The organism is Flavobacterium sp. PLA-DH12 (assembly GCF_059511845.1).
In genome coordinates, this window is the sequence record NZ_JCAMPD010000001.1 from 330,496 (window position 1) to 354,070 (window position 23,575).

The following is a 23,575-nucleotide window of genomic DNA, read 5'->3' on the forward strand; positions in this document are numbered from 1 at the left end:
AAGGTTTTGGTTCTAATTTTCTAGTTACAAGCATCTTAAAATAAGTTAATAAAACCACTATCAAATGTTTCCAAAAAGTCTGGCAATATTGCAGTGCAAATAATCAAAATGCTTTTTCAAATTTTAATATATCAGTTCGCAAATCTAGAACCACACACTAAAAATGTACAATTCTAAAATCAAAAAAAAGACAGATACCAAAATATCTGTCTTCATTTATAACGATAAATAATTAATGTAATTTAAAGAACCTTCGAAACTTCTAAGACTTCTATAAGAGATTAATTTCTAGATTATTTTTTACTAAAATCATAGCTTAAAGAAGCACCAAGTCCGAACTGAAATGTTGATGCATAATCAGTAACTGCCACTGGTCCCCAATAGTAGTCCCAATAGTAATCATATCCAACAGCTGCCGACATAGACTGCAAATAAGCATGAAGATTAATAGACAATGGCGAATCTGTTTTTACTTTCACACCAGCTTTAATCTCCCAAGCAAAATACGTTCCGCTACCGCTTCTTGGCGTTTCAAGAATTGAAACCCCTAAACCAGCACCAAGAAATGGAAGCGCTTTTTGAGAGCTTGAGCCAAAATAATACGTGTAATCTGCCAATATGTAGTTGATTGCACCTTTATCGTCTCCAGCATTAAGCTGAGTTCCAGGCGGAATAGTGTTGGCACCATTCGTTATACCAACTTTCGTATACAAAGGCATGTGTGTATCTAGCCTGTTATACTTTAACTCGATCGAAGCATTATCCATTATAAAATATTCCAAACCTATTCCGTACTCAAAACCATCTTCTACCTTGGCGTAAGAAGAATCAAAATCTACTCTGTCGGAAAAAGTATATCCTCCATACAGATTAAGCAAAAATGACTGACTGCTTTGCGCTGACATTGCCAGTGAAAGGAAAAAAAAGAAACCTAATAAATGATACTTTTTCATAATTTAAAATTTTAGTTTGTAATAATGGGAGTTACTATTTTCAAGCCAGTTAGCTTAATTGAAACTAGAGTCTGCATCAATGGCTTATTTATACCCAAAGTTATCTTACAAAAAATGATTCTCAGCTAAAATGTCAGCTCAATTATGTTTCATATTATAAAATGAAACCATATTTTATAAAATTTCTAGAAAATTATGTGCGTTATTTAAAAATCAAAGTGCTGTTAAACATATTTTTTATTTTCGAATATTACTTTAATAGAAAGCAACCAAGAGACATTTATTCAGCACACGTCTAACTACTTACAAATAAAAAGATTAGTAATAGCACGAATCATTACCTTTCAGTATTATGTTAAATTATTGCCTCTAAATTCTTATTTTTTAAAAATGTAAGAAAAATATGTGTATTTATACATTAAATAAATTCTAAATATACTTTATGATTATTGGTGAAATTTTAGATAAGCGCGGAGCAGTTAAACACTTTACTTACAAGATACAAAAAGGAGATGCTCCAATTTCAGTAGCAGATAAACTTGGAATAACACTCGAAGAACTTAGACATTATCATAATTTTAATTGTATTGAAGATTGTGATGTAATAAACAAGTCATTTAGAATTCCTTCTTTTAAAACCAACAAAACAGGAATCAGATAAGGAAAAAGAGAATGCAAAGCCAACCAAAGTAATTTTCGATAATGGTTTCAAAATACCTTTCCATAATGTAAGAGGTAAAAATAGCTACATGGTGCTTCAAACAATTGAAAACGATAAACATGTACAAACTATAAAATACGAAGTAAGCGCAGAACGCATTACAAGAGATAAAAATGGATACTCTTTATTTGAAATTGATAGAATATCCAAAGTATATTTAAATAATGTTCAAATTGAAGCCCTTACAGATGTTATAGCCGAAGAAGTTTCAAATGTTTTGTATCCTTTACTAATTGTGGTTAATCCAGAAGGCAAATGGATCGATATTCATAATTTTAGTGCTATACGAGAACGATGGATTGCGAAAAGAAAAAGTATCTTAGAAAAAAATGAAGGTCTAGCTATACATAAATATTTAGATACGATCGATTCTATATTAAATGAAGAAGAAAGCCTACTCCACAATTTATCAGATGATTGGTTTTTAAACGTTTTCTTTAGTGGAATCCATACTACTTACACTTCAGATTTATCTTTCATAACAGAGGCAGATTTTGCCATTACGCCAAAAAATGACTTTATATCATTCAAGGTAACTCAAAAAATCGATGAGTATCTAAATGATATAAATATGGTCGTAATTGAGAAAAAAGGCACATTATTAAGTACATCAAAAGAAAGCGCTCTTGAAAAAAATACTTTTTCTGGCAACTATCATTCCATTTACCATTTGAATCCAAATACATATAACATCGAGGGCGCAAGTTTAGAATGTGATATCATTGGTGATTTTACTAAAAAAGCGACAGTCAAAATCTACAATCTCAATGATAAAAAAATTACAGCATCTGAGCAAAATCATGACTTTTTTATAGGTGAAACTATTAAAAAAGAAAGTTTTTTCAAGGATCTTTTTAAACTCCATTAATTAAGAATAAGAGAAAATTATGAGCGAAAAACACATTGTTGTGAACGATGCAACGCTAAAATGCAACTTTAGTGTAGAACCAAAACTTGATAAATTAAAAGTAAAAACGCAAAGTAAACATTATGCAAACGATAAAGATGGCAGTGCAAAACTTATAGCGACAGATAAAGATATAGGTAAAACTCTAGAAAAGAATACTTTCGGCAAATGTAAAAAGCAACCTAATGGAAGTGGAGATTATTTACCATGTCAAGCTACAATTACCAAATGGAGTGGCTTTTATAAAAAAATAATCTTGTCTAATAATGGTAAGGTATTACTAGAAGACAGTAAAGGAACCTGTCCCATTGGTGGACCTGATTGTATTGAAGTAAAAAATCACGGGCAAATACCTGAGCCTAGTGAGCAAAATTTCATCAATGCAAATCCAGATGTTCATAATCTAATAAACCCAATGTTTAACATGGGAAAATTTCAAAACGAGTTAAACGGAATATCTGAAGCAAAAAAATAATAGTCATGAAATTTTATATCAAAGGAGACTCAAGACCTATAATTGGCAAAAGTGTTTATTCGTTAATGTATACAAAAACGGCTAAAGATCAAGAAAAAAAAGGAATGCAATTTTATGTAAATGAAAAAGAGGATAACCATAAAGAAGTAGATGGTTCTAAAATTGTAAAACAACATTGGACGCTTTTAAAAAACGGAAAACCGTTTTTAGATTTAGGCAACGATGGTAGAGTTACTTTTAATCAGGCAAGCATAGAAATCAATTATACAATTGCCGTAACTTTTACTGATATTCATGGAGCAAAAGATACTGTAGAACTGAATATTACCCCTGTTGCAGGAACACCAAGCATAGAAGATCTTAAATGGCAAGACCAATATTATCGTGACCTAGACGGTAAAGCGATTGGTTATGCTGACAATGTCCGTTTGTTCGTTCATACGTTAAATATTCCGGCTGGAGACAGACTTCAAGTGACCATTTGGGAGGACGAAGGAACAGACGGACATACTAATAGTTCTCGAAATATGGGAACCTATACCACATCTCCTGTTGACAAATATGGAAAAGCAGAACTATACTTTAACAACATAAAAGTATATCAAAAAATACTGAACGATAAAGATTATAGAGACGAAAACGAACATGAATTTTACGCCCAAGTTAAGTATATAGGCAAAATTGACACCATACAAGACACCATACAGCTTAAGATTATAAATGATCTCAAGAAAACAATTGAACCTCCTAAAAATAATAGTGTTGCAAAAGTTACTGCTCCAGATAAACAAAAGAAACCTGAAGATAAGGTAGGCGTAAAAGTAACAGTCAATGTGTTTTTTGACGGTACTTTAAACAACAGGGAAAATACCAAAGCTAGATTAGCTTATGAAAAAAAGAAAAAAGGAATACTATTAACTCCTAAAGAAGAAATAGCTGCAAAAGCTTTTGAGGATAATGATGGGAATGAAAGCAGTTATGATAACTATTTTTCTAACATTGCTATTTTACACAACATAAACCTTGCAGAAAACAGTGAAAATAAAGTAAAAGTTTACATTGAAGGAGAAGGCACCAGGGATCATGATGAAGATGATTTTTATGGATATGCTTTTGGAAGCGGTGATAAATCAGGAATTCCTGTTAAAGTTAGTAAAGCTTTTATGGAGATAAAGAAAAAAATTGACAAACTCAAGGCAGATAAATTTATAAAAGAAAACCAATTTGTAAATGAAATAGATCTAACCGTTTTTGGCTTCAGTCGTGGTGCAGCCGCAGCAAGAAATTTTATATCACAAAGACGAAAATTACAGGATATGTATGATCTAGAATCTAGCAAATTTAAAATACAATTTGTTGGACTATTTGACACTGTTTCCTCCTATTCCGAAAGTTTTTCAACTTCACCTAATTTTAACAATGACATACAAGAGTTAAATTTAAAATTAGAAGGAAATATTAAAAAAGTGATACATATTACCGCATCTGATGAATATCGTGAAAACTTTTCTCTTACCAATATTAAAAGCTCTATTGATGCCGGAATTGGCTATGAGTTTTCTATTCCTGGTGTACATAGTGACATTGGCGGAGGTTACGCCGAAATTGAAAAGGAAATAAGAAAACTTCATTTAGAAAATGGTTTTAAAAACATAAAAGAAACTCTAATAAAAGAAGGATGGTATCATAAAGACCAAATAGTGACTACAACAATTAAAGATGAAGAATACTCATACACAAAGCACATTGCTACTCGAACAATACCTCTATCTTATCAATTTATCCCACTTTCTATAATGGTTAAGCTTGCTGAAAATTACACACTAAAATTTGAAAATTCTGAAATTGATAAGGGAATTTATTCAATTCCAAACGATTTAATTAAAGCTAAAAATTCTTTGTTAAGTTATGCAATTACAAATGACGGAGCGCATAGTAAAGCGGTAACGTTCAAAAATGAAGAATTATATTTTATACGAAATAAATACCTTCATCGATCAACTTGTGATAGCTATGGAAAAGGAGGCAGATATGAAGACGGAAAACCATATAGAAAAAAGATTGATGGATAAATATAAACGAAATTTAAACAAAATGTCAGATCAAAATAAAAACAAAATATTATCAATATTCTTAATTGTATTCATTTCATTTTTATCCTACTTATTTTATCCTGATTATCTTGGTTATTCTTATAGATTAATACTAGTAATTCCTGTTCTAACTATTCTACTGGCAATCTATGCATCCATTCATGGATTTAAACGATTAATAACAAAAATAATATTCATACTCCTTATACTGGCAAGTATTACAATACTATCAATAGCCTGGTATACGTATCTATTCATCAAAGGTATGAAGCCAAATTAAATTAATATTATGAAGATAAATAGTTTAAATAAATTGTATTTATTGATAGCCATAGTACTATCGATACTACTACTTTCTAGATTAGGATATGACTTATGGAAAGAAAAAGAAATACCATTAACATATTATTTTTTAAATACAGAAAAACAAAAAGAAATGCTTACAAAAATAGAAAAATTTGAATGGCTAGCTGAAACAAGTGCCGATGAAACTTGTCCTGTAGATGTTGTCGATGGCAGTTTTATTTTATCTGATAACACCACTGCATGGATACCAAGCGGACAATATCTAAACGATAGTTGGGGAGCTAGCAGCAGCGGTACTATGGTAGTTGGTGATGATAAAAAGAAAGTTCCAGAACGCATGCAAATCGCTTGGTTTTCGTATGCAGAAAATAAGTTTTTTTCTGGTGATTTCGAATTGCCTCAAAAAAAAATGTACGATATCTTTAAAAAAGATTATGGCAGTACGATGGGTATGGACGGTGTAGAATATAAAAATGAATATAATACACTAACCGTCGCCTTTGCTCCAGAAGGTTTGGTCACTTTATGGATTGGCGGGATTGGTAATAAAGAAATTGGCACTTATCAAGCGAAAGAAACGAATATAGATTGGAGAAGTTTTAGAAGTCGTGGTGCTGACAGAAAAGAATGGGTAGATTTACGTAGAAAAGAAATGCCATCATTTGTTCAGGAAGAAATAGCCAAAAATAAAATAAGTAATACATATTTCAAGAATCGTCTTAAAAGATATCACTATAAAATTGGCACCAATAGATCAGACTTTAAAATATACAATTACGATATCTTTTTTATGAATAACGAAGTTATCAGCAACACCAATACTGGTCTTGAATTTCTTAACGATACTGTTGTCGGTAAAGCAGTTCCTATAAGTTTTGTAATTTTTGTACAAGACCAATTTTCAAGACAATTTGAAGTCCGTATTTGGGTTGATCTACTCGATGGCAAAACAGCAGATGAGAATGACGCTATAAGAGATCCGCTTGAGAAACGTAATTTCAATAATCAATTAATGGAGCGCTTTAAAACATTTTTCGATAAAAATGAAAATGTTGAGTTGTATATTAAATTCAATAAAGAAATTATCAAAAGTAACATCAACAAACCAGTCTATTCTGGTAAAGTTTATTTAAAATCACCAACTTCAGAAGTTGGAATACCAAACTCAAAAGTGGAAGTTTATGATGCAGAATAAACAAAATCTAAATTTCCTAGATGTAATTTCTAAAAAAATCAAAACAATGTTTCACTTGAGCATTTCTGAAAGTTAATAAAAAAACCAGTGAATCAACTTCACTGGTTTTCTAATCATTCTTTATAAATATCATCCATTTAAAGATGACTTATAAAACTGAATTTATTTCGTAATACCAAACATCATGATCAATCTATCGTTAAGATAAAAATTAAGTGTTTGCTCTGCTACATCAAAACGCAGGTCTTTATTGTTTAAATACGACAACATTTTTTGCTCTGTTTTATTTGCTTCTTCATCAATACATGCCATTCTTGTAGACGCTACTTTATCAAAAGAAATAGTATCACCATTAGTTTCATAAGTTCCAGAGAAGTTGTTGCAACCTGAATTTCCGCTCACTTTCTTTTCTGCTGGGTTAAACTTGATAGAAGCTTTTCCGTAATCTTGTCCAACATTTTCTAGTGCGATTAGTTTCCAATTGTTTTTTGCAATAAAACTCCACAGTTCATTTTGAGTTGGAATAGAAAATTCCATAACCACTTTGTTCTTATTGTTTTTAAACTGTACTTTATTGTTTTTCTTTACAATTTTGAACTTTTTGTTTGTAATCGCAGTGCTAAAATCTTGTTCCAATTTCATGCTTTCGCTATCACAAGCCATTAAAGTTCCCATTGGAGAATTGGTCTTAATTTGATTTTTTGAAGAAAGCTTCGTGTATTTTACGTTGAAATTATTACATCCGTTTTTACCGCTTATTGTGCCCGTTTCATCGTTAATGGTGATAAATGCTTTTCCGCTATTTATCTTTTTCCCATTTAATTGGGTTAAAATCATTTTGGTATTATAAATTCCTTTTTCCTTAGTTACAGGAGTTTTAGAAATTATACTTTTCAATTTATACTCATATGCAGAAGCATCAGCCGGAATAGGTTCTGGTCTTTTGGTTTTCGTAACCAGTATTTCATATCGGTTTCCTTTTTCAAAATTAAAACCTTCAATATGATTATAAAAAAGTTGCCATTCTTTGTCGTTGTCATACTTTACCTGTAGACATTCCATTGGGCCAACACCCGTACATGGCACTTTACTTTCTTTTACAAACATTTTTAAACTTTCCTGACCATATGTAAATGTTGATAATAACACTACAACAAAAACATACATACATTTAAATCTTTTCATTTATTTTAATTTTTTTAGAACACCGATTAAGCGTTCTGATTATTTATGATTTTTTTGCAGGCACGAATTGTGCCACTTTAAAATAAAGAATGTTTTTAACTTTTTTTTATCAGCCCTAAATTTGGCTTTTTCTTTAACAACCAAACTACTACATACTCATAATCAGTTTGTTTGTATAAATATAACAAAAATTCTACTTTCTGTTATATTTAAGAATAATTTTGTAGGATTTAAACCTTATTAAGACTTAAAACTGCCATCATCTGGATATTTGGCATAGTTTTTAACTCACCGATAAATTAGCCTAACGGAAAAGGAAAATATGATTTAGGATTTAAGCGCACTAGATCGAGAAGAAAGACTAGAAAGCAATTCTAAAGGTTCTACATAATGCGGGTTTTTGCTGATTTTTCCGTCTTTGATTACATAAGGATGTGTAAGCAATATATCTGTAAGCGTATTTGAGCTGAAACTACTTATATCGTACATGCAAATTAATGAAACTGAATGTTGTGGAGTCAGCAGATTCAGTCTGGCTTCATATTCTAAAAGTTCATCGGTTCCTGGCAGGTTCTTGAGCGCCCAAACCATATCTCCGCAAGCTCTGACACTATCATAACCCGCTCTTGAAGCCGACAGTAAAGTTTGTTCGAGCATTTTGTACATTTTATCTGCAGCGAACTCGCCATCTTTGATATAAGAATTTTCAGAAGCCATCACTTCCAATTGACCGCTAGACAGTTTTTCAGCGATAGAGATTCCATTATCAGCTAGACAACGGCAATGTTCACCATGACGGTTTCCTTCAAGAATGTTGATTACTTTGTCATTGGCCTCCAAACCCTCCAAAATATAGGGAATGATTACTTCATATTGCTGTTCTCTCGAATCGAAAAAACCGCAAATATGCATTGGAGCCGACAATAATTCTCCGCATACCGAAAAAGGAGTTTGTTTATTCATGTATCAAATATACGCATTTAGTGTTTTGCAAACACTTGATGCTGAAATTTTCAATAGAAAATTCTGATGATACTGCTTCATTTATCCCAAAATAAAAACGAATTCATCTAAATTATGTTTTTTTCTCGAAACTTTGGTGTAAATTTACACCAATACAAATTTGAATTATTATGACACGACAAAGTATATCATTAACTGCTCCTAATGATGAGTGGTTAAAAAATCAGGTTGACACAGAAGAGTTTAGCAGTAAAAGTGAAGCTATAAACTATTTGATTAAACAAGCTCGTACAAAAGAAGAATACTATGAGTTTGTAAGAGCTAAAATAGAAAAGGGAGAAAAAAGTGGCTTTGCAGAAAAACAAACTAGAGAGGAAATGTTAACCGAATTTAAAAAAGATCTGCCTAATGTATAGCTATTATTTAAGTAGCGAAGCCAAAGAAGATTTAAAAAGAATTTATTATTATGGTGTTAGTAAGTTTGGCATTAATCAAGCCGACCACTATTTTAATATGTTTTATGATTGTTTTGAAAAAATAGAGGAAAATCCTTTTTTATTTCCATCAGCTGATCACATTAAAACAGGATATCGCTATTGTGTATGCGGAGTTGATACTATTTATTACCAAATTAACGGAGATAAACGCGTAGAAATTATTACCATTATTGGAAGACAAGACTTTTAAAGCAAATCAGTTTGTCTAAAATGCTTTTTTTTTTATCATAGAAATTTAACTTGCGAGGATTTCCCTCCTCAACAAATCAGCAACAATCTATATTCTCCATCATTTTCTACTGGTGCTCTATGAACACAGGGCAATACTTCTTGTTTTGGATGATCTACAGCCAAACGCCAAAGATGTCCTAAGCCTAGATTAATAGGTTTTGCATCTTCGTGCAGCTGATAATGTAAATCAAAATAATTTTCCTTTAAAAAGTCTTCGAACTCATTCTCTGGTCCATCATGAAGCTCTTTTAGCTTCGCTCGAATTTCTGGAATTAAGATTTTTTGTTCTGCCTGTGCATTAGAAACAATATCGCTTGCCGCTCCGTGATAGGTGCATAAAAAAGTGTCTGTTGCAATAGGTGAACGATCTACGTGAAACGAATACACATCGGTAGATATGAAATCAAATTCATCATCACGTTCATAACATTTCAGTAAATTGAGAGAAGGCGAAGCTCCAAAATCGGCTAATAATTGTAAATCGTTTAAGATTATTTCTCGTGCTATATTTCCCTTTTCCGAAAGTTGAAGCGCAATTAAATCTGCGGGAGAAACTTCGGTTATATTTTCGCTTAAAGACAACTTGGCAACAATCTCGCTAAAATCGCCATCCAAATTTCTGTGCCAGCAAAGTGCATTCATTTCTCCCTTAAAATTGGTCTGTACAAGTTCAGAGAAAGTAGATACTATTCCTATTTGATTGCTGTCAGAAAATGTGCTGCTCATAGTATGATGCAAAGAAATCAATTAATTTAATTTTTATATTTATTTATGTAAACCGTTTTCTTGTTTACAAACTCCTGAATACCATCTTGCGAAAGTTCACGTCCGTATCCTGAATTTTTAGTTCCTCCAAAAGGCAATCTTTGGTCGCTCTTTACGAGTTCGTTTACAAATACTGCTCCTTCATCAAATTTTGGCACTAATCGGACGGCTTTTTCAAAGTCTTCCGTAAAAATTGTAACCCCAAGTCCAAACGGACTGCTATTTGAAAGTTCGACAGCTTCTTCTTCATTTTTAAAAGTCGTAATTCCGATTACGGGACCAAAAATTTCTTCTTTAAAAATAGACATATCAGCAGTAACATTTCCTATAACAGTAGATTCAAAATAAGCTTTATTTCTTTTACCTCCCAGCAAAACTACCGCGCCTTTTTCTAGTGTCTGCTCAAGCTGTTTTTCGAGTTCTTCGGCAAGATCAACACGAGCCATAGTTCCAATTGTGGTTTCTTCACTTAAAGGATCTCCGTGACGAAGACCTCTAACACCTTCAAGAAAGGCTTTTGTAAATTCTTCGGCAATAGATGACTCTACCAATAAACGCTTTCCAGCAATACAGCTCTGCCCTGCATTCTGAAAACGTGCCTGTACGCAAGTTTTTACTGTTTGTTCCAAATTACAGTCTGCAAAAACAACCAATGCATTGCTCCCTCCCAGTTCTAGCACTGTTTTTTTAATTTCACTTCCTGCAACGGCCGCTACAGCCCTGCCCGCTGCTTCACTTCCGGTAAGTGTAACCGCCTTCACTTTTGGATTTCTAATGATTTCTTCTACCTTTTTGCTGCCAATTGGGAGATTAGTAAAACAACCTTTAGGAAAACCAGCTTTTTCGAATACTTTTTCAATACTCATAGCGCACTTCATTACATTGCTGGCATGTTTCAATATTCCGACATTTCCCGCCATAAGCGCAGGCACAGCAAAACGCATAACTTGCCAGAATGGATAATTCCAAGGCATAATAGCCAAAACAACTCCAATTGGTTCGTAGCTCACATAACTCTTATGCGCTTCTGTTTCAATTATTTTATCTGCAAGCATTTCAGAAGCATGTGTCGCATAAAAATCGCACAAAGCAGCGCATTTTTCTATTTCTGCTATTGACTGAGTAATGGGTTTTCCCATTTCCTGAGTTATAATCTGTGCATATTCACGAGCGTTTTTTCTCAGTTCCTGACCAGCATTTTTCATCAATATGGAACGTTCTGAAAAGGAAACTTCTCTCCATAATTTATATTGCAGATCTGCCGTATCAATTGCATTTTTAATATCTTGACTCTCTAATTCAGCACATTCATATACCGTTTCCTGGTTATAAGGATTTATAGACTTTATCATAATTTATATTTTAATCTATTTAATTTAAAGCTATGTAAAAGGTACAATTTATTTTAGTTTTATCAAATAGGGTTATTTTTCTAAACCAGAAAAACATATTGCAAGTAACCAGAATAAACTAAACTGTTTTATCATGACTAGTGAAAAAAAAAGCATTGAAAATCATGTCAATGCTGATTTTCAATGCCTAGAATAAAAATACGATTAAAACTACGTATTCTTTGTTTTAAAAACTTTGTAAAATACAAAAAGAATACCCAGCCAAATAGGAATTAATTCTACTGATAATTTCATATTAGTCATCCACATAATACATAAAATACCTAATAAAAATACAAAACAGATGTAATTGCTAACTGGATAAAATATGGATGCAAACTTAGTTTTTGTGTTTTCCTTTTCTTTCGTACGTCTAAATTGTAGATGTGTATACGAAATCATAACCCAGTTAATAACCAAGCAAGACACTACTAGAGACATTAAAATACTAAATGCCTCTTCTGGAATTACTTTGTTGATTAAAATACAGATCGCTGCAAAGCATGAAGAAATTAAAATGGCGTTAACAGGTACTGATTGTTTGTTTAGCTTCTTTAAAAACTTAGGAGCACTGCCTTGATCTGCCAAACCAAATAACATTCGTGAGTTACTGTATACACTACTATTGTATACGGATAAAGCAGCAGTTAACACAATTAAATTCAACACATTGGCAATCAATCGCGTAAAATATATTTTGTTGCCAAACAGCTCAAATTCCATTCCGTTTAAATTCTGAAAAACCATTACAAACGGACTACTGTCTGTGGTAATTTGTCGCCAAGGTGACAAAGCAAATAAAATGACCAAAGCACCCACATAAAATATAAGAATTCTATAAATAACCTGATTGGTTGCTTTTGGAATATTTTTTTCTGGATTTTCGGCTTCGGCAGCGGTAATTCCAATTAGTTCTAAACCTCCAAAAGAGAACATAATTAAAGCCATTGCTGATAATAATCCTTGAAAACTGCCATTAGCCGTTTTTTCGAAGAAACCTTTTGGAAAAAAGCCTCCATCGTTATATAAATTATGAATTGTAGCATGTTCTCCTCCTGTTCCACTTATCAATAAATAAGTTCCAAAAAGAATCATTGCAATAATGGCAACCACTTTTATAATTGAAAACCAGAATTCTGTTTCTCCGTAAACTTTTACCGAGGCAAAATTTAAAGCATTGATAACTAGAAAGAAAAACAAACTAGAAGCCCAAAGCGGAACTTCTGGCCACCAAAATTGCACATAAACACCAATGGCTGTAAGTTCGGCCATACTGACTAAAATATATAAAATCCAATAATTCCAACCAGATGCAAAACCAGCAAAAGAACCGCAATATTTATAGGCAAAATAGCTAAAACTTCCAGATACAGGCTCTTCGACAACCATTTCTCCAAGCTGTCTCATAATAAAAAAGGCAATGATTCCGGCAATAGCATATCCTAAAATAACAGATGGACCTGCTAACACAGCTGCTGGACCAATACCAAGGAAAAGCCCTGTTCCTATTGATCCGCCTAAGGCAATTAATTGAATGTGACGGTTAGTCAACCCACGTTTAAGCTGATTGTCTTGTAGATCTTCATATTTTTCTTTCACAAATTAGATTTTAAAGGAGTTAAATATTTTCGGAAATGTATAAACAGCGAAGATAAGTTAAAAAAGGAATCGTGCAAAGCCACTCTTTTAAATATTATTTGAATCAAATGCCTAAATCCTCTTTAATTTGTTTTTGCCATTCTTTTAAAGACAATAGAAATAAAAAAAAACCGCTAATAGCGGTTTTTTTTATGATTTTTAAGTGGCATGCATCCTAAAAATATTAATTTCAACGAAGTCCTAGATTAGTGTAATCCCATGTTCTATCTCCAGAAATAGTCCATTCTGAATTGCTGGCCGAAGTTCCTTTGGTGGTAGCCCAATCGGGATTAGGATCTTTTACGGTTCCTTTTCTCCAAAACGTTCTGTTACGTGTGTCTTTAGTTTCTCCTGCAATTGTCCACATAAAATTATTACGGCTACTGTTGCTTCCTCCCGAAGTTACACGCGCTACATTTGGACTACCAAAAGCATCAATAAGACTATAAGATTCTCCGTTTAGAGTATATTTTCCTGCTGCATCCTTTTTTAAAAGAGCAATACCGCTATTTCCGCTTAACTGCAAAGGTTTACTTGCATCTGCATTTGCACTGCTTGTAGTTCCCCATTCGGTATCACGCTTTACGGCAGTTGTATTTGCCTGCGGCGAAGCAATAACATAACATTTTCCTTTTTCTAATGACCCTGTCAATAATAAATAATTTGCAGTGCTGGTAAAGCTCCAATCTGTCAACGTGCTTTCATCTGTTGTAGCCTGATATCCAATAGCATATTTTGACAAATCTATCGTATTTCCAGTACCGTTATACAATTCCACATAGTGATTTCTAACTCCACCTGCGGCACCATCTGTGTTGATAAATGTTGCGATTTCAGTTATAAGTAGATCTTTTCCTTCGTCTGGTGAAGGCGGTTCTGGCGATGGACCCGAAAAATCAATATTTGAATCGCATCCAGCCAACAATAGGGCAATCGCTAGTATTTTTAGTGCTTTCATAACTGTTAATTTAAAATGAAATTTGTACCGCAATGTTATTTATCCATGTTGTTTTATTCTGACCGGCTCCATTCTGGTCAATATAGGTCGCATTAATTCCAAACTTCAAAGCATTATTCATCATATATTTATTAAATGCCGCTGTATACCAATGTTGAGTCTGAATTATAGATGTTGCTACATCAAACTCAGGCTTAACGTATGAATAACGTCCTTCAAATGCCCAACCATCGTGTGTTACATACGACGATTGAACGTTGATTGCGCTTCCCACGCTATATTTTGCAGAAGCATTTTCAGGCGTAAGCCTAACTGCGCCTGCAGTGTCTGTGAATAAATCTTTTCCATGAATGGATCCATCAATATATTCTCCCACAAAAGCAAAACCGTTATACTTAAATATTAAATCCAAAACGAATTTATTATAATTTGCAAAAGCTGCTTTACCAGTTTCATCATAAATACCTGAAACTGTACCATTGCCCGCACCAATAGAATTACTTGTTTTTACATTATAACTGTCTGCAACTCCAATCGCAAATTTTGGTTTTGGTTCGTGATAAATGTCTTGAGATATAAAAGCATTGTTTTTAATAAAATCTCCCAAAGGCATAAAATCAATTCTTCCTCCGTATTTGAAACCAGAATTAGCCACTGGATCAAAGAATCCCTGACCTTCTCCTGTAGTGATCGATACAGATGGATACAATCTCATTTTATTAATGCTGAAATTGGTTTCAAAATACAAACCGCCTTCTCTTGTTGTACTAACAAAATTTTGCATTAAACCGCCATATATACTTCCATCATTCGATTTTCCAGATATTGTTGGTGCCATTACCGATGCATATCTTTCATCGGCCATTGCAAGTCTGTTATTGGTATTGGTTTGTCGTTCACCAAATACAAGTCTGTACTTTTTATTTTTGCTGGCAATTCCGATCCATCCTTCCAATATACCAGTTGTTCCAGTAAAATCAGATAAAATGGCCATTGTAAGCCTGTTGTCGTAAGCCGAAAAATTAAGTCCGAGACGAACAAGATTAAGAGATAACTGTTCTGAATTTGTGGTCACATCTTCAACATCTTCACTCTTTAACTGAAAACCAGGCTGCAAAGTGGCATTAATATTAAAAATAAATTTGTCTTTTTTGCTAAGCGTGATATATGTGCCTTCTCCAGTAACATAACGGACATTTGAGTCAGATTTTCCTACCTCAGACACTTGCGCACGTAACGATTGAAATGCAATTGCTAATGTGCAAAATATAAACAGGGTGTATTTTAATTTCATACTGTTATTATTTAGTGGATAATTGAGATAATTGTTCACGAGATATACGATATATAGGAATCATATTTTCTTTGCTTTTTTTTCTGATAATATTATTTGCATACAGAGAGTTTGCACCATCAGGCTCTATAAGGTCAGCTATTACATTGCTCATAGGCTGTTGAGAATCAATAACAAGAGCATCTTCTGGTACAGAAACTGCTCCTTCTACAATGTTTATTTGTCCGTTTTGATTTACGGCATATTGTTCTATATGATTAAACTGGAAGGGCTGTTTTATCACTTTCACCGAAACGCCCGATACTTCAAGCACTTTTTTTACTTTCTCCGATGCTGGAAAGATTATAAATGCACCAGGTTTTGGCCGAGTAATAACAGGTGACTGGTTTACATTGTAATTAGCATTAAAAACAATGGTTGTGTCAGAAACCTTGCACTTGTCTACAAAATGATAATCTCTTTTAATTGTTTCAGGTTTTGAAGTGCTTACAGAAACACGTGTAGCTTCTACAGCATTCTTATTAGCCGTTTTAATAGCAGTTCGTATTTCCGCTTCATGATCGTGTGCAATCTTTAAATATGATAATCCTGTAAGAGCTGCCGTTTCAATTCTTCTTTTAGCCGATTTTTCTTTTTCTGATAATCCGCGAATTTCCATTAACATAGAAATTCTATTTTGCAGTGCGTAATTCGTTGCGCTTGAACGTGAAGCAATACCTCCTATATTTAGCCAGACTTCATTATCTTTCATAAAGGTGGTACAATAATCTGCAACTCTTCGGCCATGGCTGGTTAAAAAAGATTTTGTTGGCTCTACAAATACTGTTTTGATTACATCGCGAATTGCAGGATCTACATTTAGATTTCCTGTATAAAGAAATAAAATATCATAAGCCGATGTATAACAATCATTTAATTCTTTAAAATCTAATCTTGCTGGTGAAAATTCATGAAAATCTACTACTACATGAGGATCAAACTTGTTAATTGCTATTTTAAGATTTGCACTTTCTTTTGCATTAAGAATCGTAAGATCCCTATTTAAATCGACACTGTTATTGCTTGCTCTTGTTTCTGCAGTTCTTCCGTCTGCATTTACCATAGGTATAACCTGCAAAATCATATTATCGAGCATGGCAGTATTTGAAGCATCATGAGTTACCAAATACATTAAATATAGCATACCATCGGTTGATAATGGTTCATTACCATGAATACCTCCTATAAAAGTGACTCTCAATTTATCTTCATCTGCTACCTTGCTTTTACGTGTCAGTAAAACCATGGGCTGATTTTTTCCTTTTTGAGTCGTTCCAATCGAACTAACCGTCATTATATCTGGGTATTTGGCCGCTAATTCCTGAATAAAAGAAATCACATCTTTATACTTAGTAAAGTAATTAAATGTCGAATTCCCTTTTGTAATTGGCAATGGCATATCTGTTGCTGGGTCTGGAAAATATTTTTGATAAATATCTTCTGTCTGCCCCTGCATTACGGAGACAGAACAGATTGTAAACATGATAATTAATAGTGACTTTTTCATTTTCGCTATAATTGAAGAGTAAACATTATTTGACCATATATATTTCCCTTTACATCAGGTGTTTTTAACATGTCTTTGTATTCCTGATAACCCACTTCGGTCTGAAGTTTTAAATTATGCCCGCTAAAATAAAAGGTTCCAACACAACTGTAATAACGGTTCATATCTGCAAAATTGGCGGTATTAGGATCATTCTCGATATATGAGTATCTGCCAGATAAGGCAAATGCATTAAAGCAATATCCCACTTGCACATTGAATCCGCTTCCAACATTTAATCGGCTAAGCACCGTATTTTCAATCTGTTCTGGAGTTTGGCCAGTATATGGCGTAAATTTTCCGCTTGTGTTAAACTCTCCCGCAATACCTGAAGGCACTTTAGCATGAGTATAAACATATTCGCCTAGAGAATACCATCCGCGATATTTGAACATGTAGTCAATTCCCGTCTTAATTAAATCAGGCAAAAGCTCATTCTGTGCTGCATCACCATAAATATACCTTCCTCCATTGGTTCCCTTTGCTGAACTAATACCATCATTATAACTAAAAGTAGGACCGATTATTAATTTCGGCACACGTTCATGCACTAAATCATCCATAAAATATTCACCTCCTTTACTAAAGGTTCCAAAAGGCAGATAATCTAAACGAATACCATATTTAAATCCGCCGTAATTCTTTTGCAAAGCAGAAGTTCCGTCTCCGGTAGTGATGGAAACATACGGTTTGAGGACATTTCCTCCAAAACGATATACGCCATAATATCTTATTCCATAATCAAATATTGGATCAAAGGCTGTAGATATGGCACTTCTTTCAATAAAGCCAAGAGACTCCCCTTCTATCCTAGCTTCTCTCGAGTCGTCATAATTGGCACGCACACCAAAATTGATTCGATGGTTGGGAGTTGGCCTATATTCTATTAATGCGTCTTGTAAAGTACCATTATAAGAACGCGATCCAGTTGTCGTGCTCTGGTAATTTCCCACTAGATTTACACGGAGTCTTACATATACTTTTTCATTGAATAAAGTTCCTCTAAAATTAAACCTAGCTCTACGAATATTAAATTCTGAACTGTACGTATCAAAGCCGTCAGTAGAATTGACACCTGCCAACAACTGCAGACTTTGCGTAAAGTTAAGCCAAGTGCTTTCAGATTCCAGCGTCAATCCATCACCTAATGAATAGCCTTTTTTCAAACGCATGGCCTCAGATACATCTTGAGTTTGAGCTGTCTGTTCAGAGTCCATTTCGTTCCTTACCTCCAGTTCGTCATCTTCCTGTGCTATTGCAAAGTAGCAGTTTGAGAAGAATAACAGCAATAAGAATAGTTTTATTTTCATATTTATCTAATCTTTCTTTTCAAAACTTCCGCGTACTAAAATTTCTTTTTCCTTCATCATAACTCTACCTCGAGCTATGACATCCGTCAAATTAAAATTGGAATCAAACAAACATAAATCGGCGTCACCTCCTGCGAAGACTCTCCCTTTTTGTGTAAGTGATAAATTACGTGCAGGACCTGATGTTACCAACTGAATAGCTTGCCCTATAGGCATATTAGCTTCTTTCACCAGTTTTTGCACCTGCTTATAATTCAGATCAATGGGTGCTTTTTTGAAGCCTACCAAATTACCATCTTTGTCATTTACTCCTAAACCAGCGTTACCATCACTGCTGAAGGTCATATTTTCTATTGGAACTCCTTTATCTAGAGCATAAAGCACTTGTTTATACGGTTCGTCAAATTTAGTTCCGCCTGTTGTTATATCAATCATTCCGCCCAGTTTGGCAAAACGAATCGCTTCCTCAAATAAAGGAGCTGTTCTGCCTACATGTGTTGGCGATATATTTCTAATAGGAAAATCGTATTGTTCTACCAAATCAAGCAATAACTGCATGTTGGTTTTGAGTGCTCCGAGATGCACATGCATAATTCCTTTTTTACCTGATGTCAAACCGCCAACATGCACATCTTTTAAAATAGACAACAGTTCTTTGGCGGTAGGAAAAGAAGAGCGTTCGTCACTGATTGCTACTTTGCATCCTAATACTTTATCTATAAACAGCATATCTTCTAATACTGAACCCATCATAGTGATTGGGGGCAAACCAAAATAGCTGGTTAGCATATAAGCGGTAATGCCTTCATTGTCTAGCGCTTTGGTTTTAGCGTAAAGTGCTTTCAGACTTTTTGTTGCTCCATCTGTACCTAACAGTCCCACTACAGTTGTTGTTCCGCAGGTAATAAATTCAGTCAAAGCAATTTCTGGCGTAAGCGACTGAAAGCCGTGCTTACCGCCAGCACCTGTAATATGCACATGCTGATCTATAAATCCTGGCGTTACTGTTTTTCCGTTTGCATCAATAATCTCAACATCTGGAAGATTTGGGTTTATTTTATCACTGATTAGCGCGATTTTTTCTCCACAAATCAGAATATCTTTTTTCCCCAATGATTCGGGAGCATATAGGATTGAATTTTTTATCAGTTTAAACATCTTTATTTAAGTTTTAAATAAAATAATGAAATACAAGCATAAACAATAAACCTACTGACATGGGAATTACGTTGCGTTTTGCAAGATCCATTGGCTGAACCTCTGCTATTTTAGCGATACCTACTATTACACCCGCAATTGGCGATACGGCTCTTCCCATGCTTGATGAAAGCTGCATTGGCAAAATAATTCCTGCTGCTGATGTATTAAATTTGGCTGCGATTCCAGGAACTAATGGCGAGAAAGAAAAGAAAGAAGCATTACCGCTACCCATGAGTACAGAAGCTAGGAAAATTATAATAGTCATTAATATTCCAATACCTACTATTCCAAGTCCTAAACTCATTGAAGCATTGGTTAAGCTATCAATAAATCCTAGTGAAATTAATCCGTTAGCGAATATTTCCGCACAAACAATTAGTGTAACAACAGATGCAAATACTTTACCCATTCCTTCCCAAAATATTTTAAGTGAAGCAAAAACTCCTTCGACATTTCGTAACCTAATTATTTCCATTGCCATAGAAATAACCAATGATATAAGCATTGCAGTTGTCGTATCAAGATGAACAGGTTTGCTAAAAATATTAAGAATTGGAGAAAATACAATTAAGAGCAATAATGGTAAAACAGGCAACACTGCATAAACCAAAGGTGTTTTTAAAACAATTTCATCAGGATTATAATTTTCATGATGTTCTTTTGGCAATTTTTGGTCATAATGTCTGTTTACAAAAAAATAGACTATCATAAGAAGCGTAGTCATCGGAATTACCAGTGGCAGCTGATACTTAATAAAATACTCTACATTATGCATATCTAGGAGTTGCGATGCACGGGCAGTATTTGCTGATGCTGGTCCCATATCAAAAACAGTACAGGCAGAAATAACAGCCACAGCCGAAACCCTACTTACTCCTAATGAAACTAATATTGGAAAAAATGATGCAACCAATAATAAACCTAATCCTGTTGCAGATGGTGTACAAATAAAAAGAACCTGACCGATAGGTATCACTATAGAAGCTGCGATGTACGGAAACTTTTTAAAAACCCCAAGCGGTTTAACAGCAACATGCACTAATGCATCGCTAGCTCCAATCGCTTTCATATAAGCAACAAATCCGCCAATTGTCATAATCATGAGCCCGACATTGGCAGTTTTATCAGATAATGATTCTTGTAAGCGTTTAAATAAGTCGAATACGAAAATTCCTGTTGGCTGCGCTACAGGAGTAATAGGGAAATTTAACAAAGTAGCCATGACCATCATCAATATGCCAGCAAAAAGAAGAACAGCTTGCGGATTGAATTTTTTCACAAGCAGATATGCTGTTACGGCTATAAATAAAATACTAACCACCAAACCTAATACATTCATAAACAATTAGATAAGTTAGACAATAAAAATATTCGATTAAATTTAGCTCTTTTTTTGTTTTATTTTAACAACCTTATTAAAATTAGCAATTAAGCAAATCACGCTCTGTTTATGCAGTTTTTTATTAATAAATCTTAAAGAGGAACACCTTTTTATGCAAATAAATCAAATAGAACGGTTTTTTCTTAAAGCCTCTTTTTCTAAAAAACATACAGCATTGACTGTAAAATACTTAACAAAAGGTAAATAAGATTTATTTTACAATATTTTCAAACCATAAGATTGTCTAAATATGAATATAGAAAAATGGAAACTTAGCTTTTTGAAGTTCATAGAAGTAACATAAAAAAAGCCTATTTTCGATGGAAATAGGCTTTTTTATTATGGTTTTAATTTAATGCTAAGCATGCTTTAACTCCATTCCGGAAACTGAGTTTTATTTAAATCCAATTTTGCAATCGCTTTCATATCAGCATCATCAAGCTTAAAATCAAATATATTTAGGTTTTCTAAAATATGTACTTTTTGAGAAGATCTCGGAATAGCCACAATACCGCGCTGGTAATGCCATCTTAAACTTACCTGTGCAGTAGTTTTACCATGCTTCTTCGCAATTTGAGTTAATACTTCATTTGTAAAAAGATCGTTTCGGCCTTCTGCAAAAGGCGCCCAAGCTTCTGTTTGGATATTATGCTGTTTTAGCACCGCATAATCATTTGTCTGCTGAAAATAAGCATGGGTTTCAATCTGGTTTACAACTGGTTTTACCTGAGCATAAGACAAAAGATCTGTCAATTGAGCTGTATCAAAATTACTAATTCCAATAGCTTTTATTTTTCCTGCTTTATAAAGTTCCTCCATTGCTTTCCAAGACCCTTTTACATCACCTCTCGGACGATGTATTAGATACAAATCAAGATAATCAAACCCCAGTTTTTGAAGCGTTTCTTCAAAACCTTTTTTGGCATTTTCATATCCAGCATCATCAACCCATAGTTTTGAGGTCACAAAAAGCTGTTTTCTATCAATTCCGCTTTGTTTTATCGCTTTTCCAACTTCTATTTCATTCCCATACACTTTTGCAGTATCGATAAGACAATAACCTGCAGATATAGCTTCTACAACAGATTTTTGACATATATCACCGCTTAGTCCGTAAGTTCCAAACCCGAGCATAGGCATTTTCAATCCATTATTCAATTTAACATCTGGAATGCCTTTAGCATTTGTATCTATCAATACATTTCCGAATACTTTAGGCGTACCTAAAATGCCCAAGTAAATTCCAACAGTCGCTAATGAAGTATTTCGTAAAAATTTGCGTCGGTTTATTTCGCTTTTTTGGTTTTGAGAATCCATGATTTTTGGTGTATTAGTCAGTTCGTAATCAATTAATAAAAATATATATTATATTTTAGATACAAGATCTATTTTTCTTCAATATTCGTCAATTAAAACACTACAAAAACTTACAAAGAACCTGCTTTTACAAAAGTCTGCCATCCGCGCATGGTTTCGATAAAACGTTCGCTAAGTCCGCCCTGTCTCAGGAAATCCGCCATTACAGGCAGCTGCGGACTATCGTACATTGGGTTTGCTTTTACCTGAAGAGGAAAATCACGCTGTAAAATTGCCGCACGCGCAATAAGCACAAAATCGCATCCTTCATCTAGAAGTTCTCCGGCACGCTGTGCACTCATAATTTTTCCTGCCGCTCCTAAACGCACACCTTTACGAGGAAGTTCTGTAAAAACACTCAACATGGTTTTTCCTTTAAAAGTTCCTTCACGAACAATTTGAGCTGAATCCCAAAGTGCTAAATCCAAATAATCAATTAATTCCCTGTCAAATATATCAGCCGTAATTTCTCGAAGTTCCTCCAAAAGCAATCCATAACGTTCAATCGACAATCTCCAACCAATCTGAAAATCGGGACCGCAAGCTCGACGAATTCCTTCAATAACCTCAATAGTAAAACGAGCGCGGTTTTCTAAACTTCCTCCATACTTATCGGTACGATCGTTTAAGTTTGGCGACATAAATTCAGAAAGAATCCATCCGAAGGCTCCGTGAACAGAGATTCCGTCAAATCCTGCCAGCTGCGCTCTTTTTGCCGCGGCAATAAAACTGTCGCGAATTCTTTCTACTTCTTCAGTCGTAATTGCTTTTATCCCTTCTAAAGTTTTACTCGAAGCTGGAGCCGGAATTCCTCCTATAGAAGGTTTAGCACGATGTCCCGCATGATGCAATTGCACCGCAGACAACGCACCACCGTCACGAATAACCGATGCCATTTGGGTTAAACTAGGCAAATGATCATCACTATGAATACCTAATTGGCGTTCGAATGCTATACCTCCAGCCTCCACTGTTGCAGCGCTGGTTTGAATTAATCCGTAACTGCCTTGCGCAAGCTGTTCCATCCAAAATTGATCGTATTGAGATGCAGTGCCATCAAATTCGCTCTGCTGGCTTGTTAAAGGTGCCAGCATAAAACGATTCTTCATTGCTGGACCATGCAGTAATGTAAGCGGTTTAAATAAATCAGAAACAGCCATTTTATTTTTTT

At 34.1% G+C, this 23,575-nt stretch carries 21 protein-coding genes; 7 read left to right on the plus strand and 14 right to left on the minus strand.

The window, feature by feature from the left end:
* Nucleotides 1-293: 293 nt before the first annotated feature.
* On the minus strand, nucleotides 294-953 hold the full coding sequence (locus AC5ZCW_RS01505) for an outer membrane beta-barrel protein (RefSeq protein ID WP_496117442.1): 660 nt from the start codon (nucleotides 951-953) through the stop codon (nucleotides 294-296).
* Between the two features lie 442 nt (nucleotides 954-1,395).
* On the opposite strand from AC5ZCW_RS01505, the gene AC5ZCW_RS01510 reads away from it, so the two are divergent.
* The 5 genes from AC5ZCW_RS01510 (at nucleotide 1,396) to AC5ZCW_RS01530 (ending at nucleotide 6,650) form a co-directional block, all read left to right on the plus strand.
* Nucleotides 1,396-1,614: a hypothetical protein gene (locus AC5ZCW_RS01510; RefSeq protein WP_496117444.1), complete on the plus strand. Its 219-nt coding sequence runs from the start codon at nucleotides 1,396-1,398 to the stop codon at nucleotides 1,612-1,614.
* Nucleotides 1,615-1,702: 88 nt separating this feature from the next.
* Nucleotides 1,703-2,542, plus strand: coding sequence for a hypothetical protein (locus AC5ZCW_RS01515; RefSeq protein WP_496117446.1), 840 nt, complete (start codon nucleotides 1,703-1,705; stop codon nucleotides 2,540-2,542).
* 19 nt (nucleotides 2,543-2,561) lie between these two features.
* A complete protein-coding gene (locus AC5ZCW_RS01520; RefSeq protein WP_496117448.1) occupies nucleotides 2,562-3,056 on the plus strand; it encodes a DUF4280 domain-containing protein in 495 nt (164 codons plus the stop codon).
* Nucleotides 3,057-3,061: 5 nt separating this feature from the next.
* Entirely contained in the window at nucleotides 3,062-5,128 is a 2,067-nt protein-coding gene (locus AC5ZCW_RS01525) for a phospholipase effector Tle1 domain-containing protein (RefSeq protein WP_496117449.1), read from the plus strand.
* 310 nt (nucleotides 5,129-5,438) lie between these two features.
* Nucleotides 5,439-6,650, plus strand: coding sequence for a DUF2931 family protein (locus tag AC5ZCW_RS01530; protein ID WP_496117451.1), 1,212 nt, complete (start codon nucleotides 5,439-5,441; stop codon nucleotides 6,648-6,650).
* Between the two features lie 162 nt (nucleotides 6,651-6,812).
* On the opposite strand, the gene AC5ZCW_RS01535 is transcribed toward AC5ZCW_RS01530, so the two are convergent.
* Together AC5ZCW_RS01535 and AC5ZCW_RS01540 are read right to left on the minus strand one after the other, a co-directional pair.
* Nucleotides 6,813-7,835: an META domain-containing protein gene (locus AC5ZCW_RS01535; RefSeq protein WP_496117453.1), complete on the minus strand. Its 1,023-nt coding sequence runs from the start codon at nucleotides 7,833-7,835 to the stop codon at nucleotides 6,813-6,815.
* A gap of 327 nt (nucleotides 7,836-8,162) precedes the next feature.
* Nucleotides 8,163-8,798: an MEDS domain-containing protein gene (locus AC5ZCW_RS01540; protein WP_496117455.1), complete on the minus strand. Its 636-nt coding sequence runs from the start codon at nucleotides 8,796-8,798 to the stop codon at nucleotides 8,163-8,165.
* A 170-nt stretch (nucleotides 8,799-8,968) separates the two neighbouring features.
* On the opposite strand from AC5ZCW_RS01540, the gene AC5ZCW_RS01545 reads away from it, so the two are divergent.
* Together AC5ZCW_RS01545 and AC5ZCW_RS01550 are read left to right on the plus strand one after the other, a co-directional pair.
* On the plus strand, nucleotides 8,969-9,214 hold the full coding sequence (locus tag AC5ZCW_RS01545) for a ribbon-helix-helix domain-containing protein (RefSeq protein WP_496117457.1): 246 nt from the start codon (nucleotides 8,969-8,971) through the stop codon (nucleotides 9,212-9,214).
* Entirely contained in the window at nucleotides 9,207-9,485 is a 279-nt protein-coding gene (locus tag AC5ZCW_RS01550; RefSeq protein WP_496117459.1) for a type II toxin-antitoxin system RelE/ParE family toxin, read from the plus strand. The genes AC5ZCW_RS01545 and AC5ZCW_RS01550 overlap by 8 nt, the downstream gene beginning before the upstream one ends.
* Nucleotides 9,486-9,553: 68 nt before the next feature.
* On the opposite strand, the gene AC5ZCW_RS01555 is transcribed toward AC5ZCW_RS01550, so the two are convergent.
* The 11 genes from AC5ZCW_RS01555 to AC5ZCW_RS01605 form a co-directional block, all read right to left on the minus strand.
* Nucleotides 9,554-10,252, minus strand: a complete 699-nt coding sequence (locus tag AC5ZCW_RS01555; protein ID WP_496117893.1) for a DUF1826 domain-containing protein — start codon at nucleotides 10,250-10,252, stop codon at nucleotides 9,554-9,556.
* Nucleotides 10,253-10,278: 26 nt separating this feature from the next.
* Nucleotides 10,279-11,643 carry an NAD-dependent succinate-semialdehyde dehydrogenase gene (locus AC5ZCW_RS01560; RefSeq protein WP_496117461.1) on the minus strand — a complete coding sequence of 455 codons (1,365 nt, stop codon included), beginning with the start codon at nucleotides 11,641-11,643 and terminating at the stop codon, nucleotides 10,279-10,281.
* Nucleotides 11,644-11,853: 210 nt separating this feature from the next.
* Nucleotides 11,854-13,281, minus strand: a complete 1,428-nt coding sequence (locus AC5ZCW_RS01565; RefSeq protein ID WP_496117463.1) for an amino acid permease — start codon at nucleotides 13,279-13,281, stop codon at nucleotides 11,854-11,856.
* A 229-nt stretch (nucleotides 13,282-13,510) separates the two neighbouring features.
* Entirely contained in the window at nucleotides 13,511-14,278 is a 768-nt protein-coding gene (locus AC5ZCW_RS01570; protein WP_496117465.1) for a lamin tail domain-containing protein, read from the minus strand.
* 10 nt (nucleotides 14,279-14,288) lie between these two features.
* Nucleotides 14,289-15,572, minus strand: a complete 1,284-nt coding sequence (locus AC5ZCW_RS01575; RefSeq protein WP_496117467.1) for a hypothetical protein — start codon at nucleotides 15,570-15,572, stop codon at nucleotides 14,289-14,291.
* Between the two features lie 7 nt (nucleotides 15,573-15,579).
* Complete coding sequence (locus tag AC5ZCW_RS01580; protein WP_496117469.1) at nucleotides 15,580-17,118, minus strand: M14 family zinc carboxypeptidase; 1,539 nt, start codon at nucleotides 17,116-17,118, stop codon at nucleotides 15,580-15,582.
* Nucleotides 17,119-17,123: 5 nt separating this feature from the next.
* Nucleotides 17,124-18,467, minus strand: a complete 1,344-nt coding sequence (locus AC5ZCW_RS01585) for a putative porin (protein WP_496117471.1) — start codon at nucleotides 18,465-18,467, stop codon at nucleotides 17,124-17,126.
* A 6-nt stretch (nucleotides 18,468-18,473) separates the two neighbouring features.
* Nucleotides 18,474-19,625, minus strand: a complete 1,152-nt coding sequence (iadA, locus tag AC5ZCW_RS01590) for a beta-aspartyl-peptidase (protein WP_496117473.1) — start codon at nucleotides 19,623-19,625, stop codon at nucleotides 18,474-18,476.
* Between the two features lie 13 nt (nucleotides 19,626-19,638).
* A complete protein-coding gene (dcuC, locus tag AC5ZCW_RS01595) occupies nucleotides 19,639-21,006 on the minus strand; it encodes a C4-dicarboxylate transporter DcuC (protein ID WP_496117475.1) in 1,368 nt (455 codons plus the stop codon).
* 411 nt (nucleotides 21,007-21,417) lie between these two features.
* On the minus strand, nucleotides 21,418-22,365 hold the full coding sequence (locus AC5ZCW_RS01600; protein WP_496117477.1) for an aldo/keto reductase: 948 nt from the start codon (nucleotides 22,363-22,365) through the stop codon (nucleotides 21,418-21,420).
* 110 nt (nucleotides 22,366-22,475) lie between these two features.
* Nucleotides 22,476-23,564 carry an NADH:flavin oxidoreductase gene (locus AC5ZCW_RS01605; RefSeq protein ID WP_496117479.1) on the minus strand — a complete coding sequence of 363 codons (1,089 nt, stop codon included), beginning with the start codon at nucleotides 23,562-23,564 and terminating at the stop codon, nucleotides 22,476-22,478.
* Nucleotides 23,565-23,575: the final 11 nt, after the last annotated feature.